The sequence below is a fragment of the Frankia sp. CcWB3 genome (genome assembly GCF_977927595.1).
In genome coordinates this window covers 4879-7572 of the sequence record NZ_CDWRCK010000003.1, presented here as the reverse complement: position 1 = coordinate 7572, position 2694 = coordinate 4879, and the positions used below count along the sequence as shown (strand labels likewise).

General features: G+C 65.1%; 3 protein-coding genes. 1 reads left to right on the top strand and 2 read right to left on the bottom strand.

Annotation, left to right across the window (positions count from 1 at the left end; all coding sequences use genetic code 11):
* Positions 1–94: 94 nt before the first annotated feature.
* Complete coding sequence (locus tag ACY5KJ_RS00735; RefSeq protein ID WP_462186929.1) at positions 95–355, bottom strand: hypothetical protein; 261 nt, start codon at positions 353–355, stop codon at positions 95–97.
* A 304-nt stretch (positions 356–659) separates the two neighbouring features.
* On the bottom strand, positions 660–908 hold the full coding sequence (locus ACY5KJ_RS00730) for a hypothetical protein (RefSeq protein WP_462189053.1): 249 nt from the start codon (positions 906–908) through the stop codon (positions 660–662).
* 569 nt (positions 909–1477) lie between these two features.
* On the opposite strand from ACY5KJ_RS00730, the gene ACY5KJ_RS00725 reads away from it, so the two are divergent.
* Positions 1478–2677, top strand: a complete 1200-nt coding sequence (locus tag ACY5KJ_RS00725) for a cytochrome P450 (protein WP_462189052.1) — start codon at positions 1478–1480, stop codon at positions 2675–2677.
* Positions 2678–2694 lie beyond the last annotated feature (17 nt).

Genomic DNA, 2694 nt, shown 5'->3' with positions numbered 1-2694 from the left:
CCGGCCGGGTGACCACCCCCGGAGGAATCCGGCGGTGTATCTGTCGGTCGTAGCCGTAAAGCGGTAAAGCGGTAAAGCCGTAAAGAGGTCGGTGTTATCTCTGGATGATGATGTTGATGCTCGGTACCAGTGTGATGAGAATGGGCAGGAATCCACCGGCGACCTGCGGCTCCGCATGAGCGTCGATCTGTGCCATTTTCGACCAGGGGGAGCCGACCGGGAAGAAGGTTGGGTCAAACTCCTTCCGACCGACCTCGACCGCGGCGAGAGTCGTTCGCTCGGGCAGTAGTTCCGCCCATTCCAAGAACAGTTCTCCATTCAGCTCGTCGGCGCAGTTGCCCGTGATATCGTTCATCCTTGTTTCCCACCGATCTGAGTTGCCTCGGATATTCAGGCGGTGGGAACGCTAGCCACCGCTCAATCTGGTGGCCAGCACCTGCACAGGGTGTGTCACGGTGCGGTCGTGCCCAGCGTCAGTCGAAACTTCGGCTGGCTTTCTCGGATCGATCTGACTGAGGTGAGGGCATGCTTTCCGGCCGACCGAAGGATATTCGGTCGGCCGGTGGTCGCGGATTCACGGTGCCCTTGGCAACCCCGGGGGAACGTGGTCGGTTACCCGGCCAGGGAGACCGGCGCGAGGAGCAGAATCGGCCCGGAGCTCACCACTGCTCGATGCGGTTACAGCTGTTGGCGATGGTCTTGATGAACGCTCCGTCGCTGTAGGCAGTCTGTGGCTCCGGATGATTATCGATCTGGGCGTTGTTGCTGCCCGGCGAGCCGACCGGGTAGAAGGTGGGGTCGAACTCGGTGCGGTTTATCTCGACCGCCGCCAGGGTCATGCGCTCGGGCAGCAGCTCCGCGTGTTCTTGTGCCAGCTCGACGACGTCTGTCTCCCTGCGGTCCCTCATCTTCTGGCTCCCATGTGTGTCGCTCGGTACCCGTCATGACGCATGCTGAGGGGCACCGGCCGGTGGCGAGGAATCGGCCGGCGCGGGGCGGGGTCGGAACTCACCGGAGGGCGCGGTATCCGCGGCATCCGCAGCATCCGGTGGTACAACCGAACTGTAGGAGTCTCGGTTACCCTCCGCAACACGGATCTTGCCTCGGTCGATCTGACCGGCCCAGGCCCGCTCGGCGGGTAGTCGGACCATCATCCGCGCTCGGGCGTGAGCCTGGCGTGGGGAAGGCCGACTCTCTGCGGATGATTTACCGTGGCATTCTTCTCGATGGTGATGAATGGGTAGCTGAAGGCAGCGGATAATATTGAACTATGATGAATTTTGTCAAACAACACCAAACAATGCCGACTAGCGTCGAATAACGTCGGTCCACTCGTTGATGGATTTTTTCTTCCTCGGGATTATCTCTGGCGGTGGATATCCGGATGCGGCCCGTTCGAGCGACAGTTATTTTTCGCGTGGATGGTAGCGTCGTCGGTGTCCGAGGTCCCGCGTGAACGGCGAAGGGTGGACAGGCGATGGCCGCGGCACCGATAGTTCCGTTGCATATACGGCGAGCGCAGTTCGATCCGGTCGAGGAACTCGTCCGGACCCGGGACACCGACGGCGTCTGCCGCGTTGTCACCGTGTTCAGGGTACCCGCGTATCTGGTCAGCCGGTACGAGGACGTCCGTGAGATACTCGCGGATCCGGGCAGGTTCAGCAACGTCAATCAGTGGGTCGTAGGTCCTGGCGGTCCCGTCCTGAGTGATGAGGAAATCGCCGAACTGCGGGCGGGGCAGATGCTCGCGTTCGATCCGCCAGATCACACCCGGCTGCGCCGGATGCTCACCCCGGAGTTCACCGTGCGCCGGATGCGCAGGTTGGAACCGCGGATCCGGGACATCGTCGACGCGGCGCTCGACGAGCTGGAACGGGCCGGCCGACCGGCCGATCTGGTCGCGACCTTCGCGCTTCCGGTGCCGTCGCTGGTGATCTGCGAGCTGCTGGGGGTGCCGTATTCCGACCGCGCGGAGTTCCAGCACCGCACCCGCCGGCAGATCGACGCCTCGTTGCCGATCGAGCAGCGGCTGGCCCTGCAGCGTGAGGCCCGTGCGTACATGGCCGGGCTGGTCACGCGGGCGCAGGCGGCCCCGGGCGAGGACCTGCTGGGCAGGCTGGTGCGCGAGCACGGCGACGAGCTGAGCACCGCCGAGCTGGTTGGCATCGCCTCGCTGCTGCTGGCCGCCGGGCACGAGACGACGTCGAACATGCTTGCTCTCGGCACCCTGGCGCTGCTGCGCCATCCCGACCAGCTCGCCAGGGTCCGCGACGATCCGGCCCAGGTCGAGCCCGCCGTCGAGGAACTGCTGCGCTGGCTGTCCATCGTGCCCTCCGGCGTGCCCCGCACGACGACGACCGAGGTGGAGATCGCCGGTCACCGCATCCCGGCGGGCGAACAACTGCTCCTGGCGCTGCCTGCGGCCAACCGAGACCCGGCTCTCGTCGGGGATCCGGACCGGCTCGACATCACCCGTGGGGCTCCCGGCCACGTCGCTTTCGGCTACGGCGTGCACCACTGCCTGGGAGCGCCGCTGGCCCGGATGGAGATGCGCATCGCGTTCCCCGCGCTGCTGCGCCGCTTTCCCGATCTCGCGCTGGCCGTGCCCTACGAACAGGTAGCGTTCCGTGCCCATCACGCCGTACACGGGCTGCACGCGCTCCCGGTCACCTGGTGAGATTCGGTCACCTGGTG

What these genes read in the sequence shown, in the direction of transcription:
- ACY5KJ_RS00730 (WP_462189053.1), bottom strand. Translation starts at nt 908, where the DNA reads ATGAGGGACCGCAGGGAGACAGACGTCGTCGAGCTGGCACAAGAACAC.
- ACY5KJ_RS00725 (WP_462189052.1), top strand. Translation starts at nt 1,478, where the DNA reads ATGGCCGCGGCACCGATAGTTCCGTTGCATATACGGCGAGCGCAGTTC.
- ACY5KJ_RS00735 (WP_462186929.1), bottom strand. Translation starts at nt 355, where the DNA reads ATGAACGATATCACGGGCAACTGCGCCGACGAGCTGAATGGAGAACTG.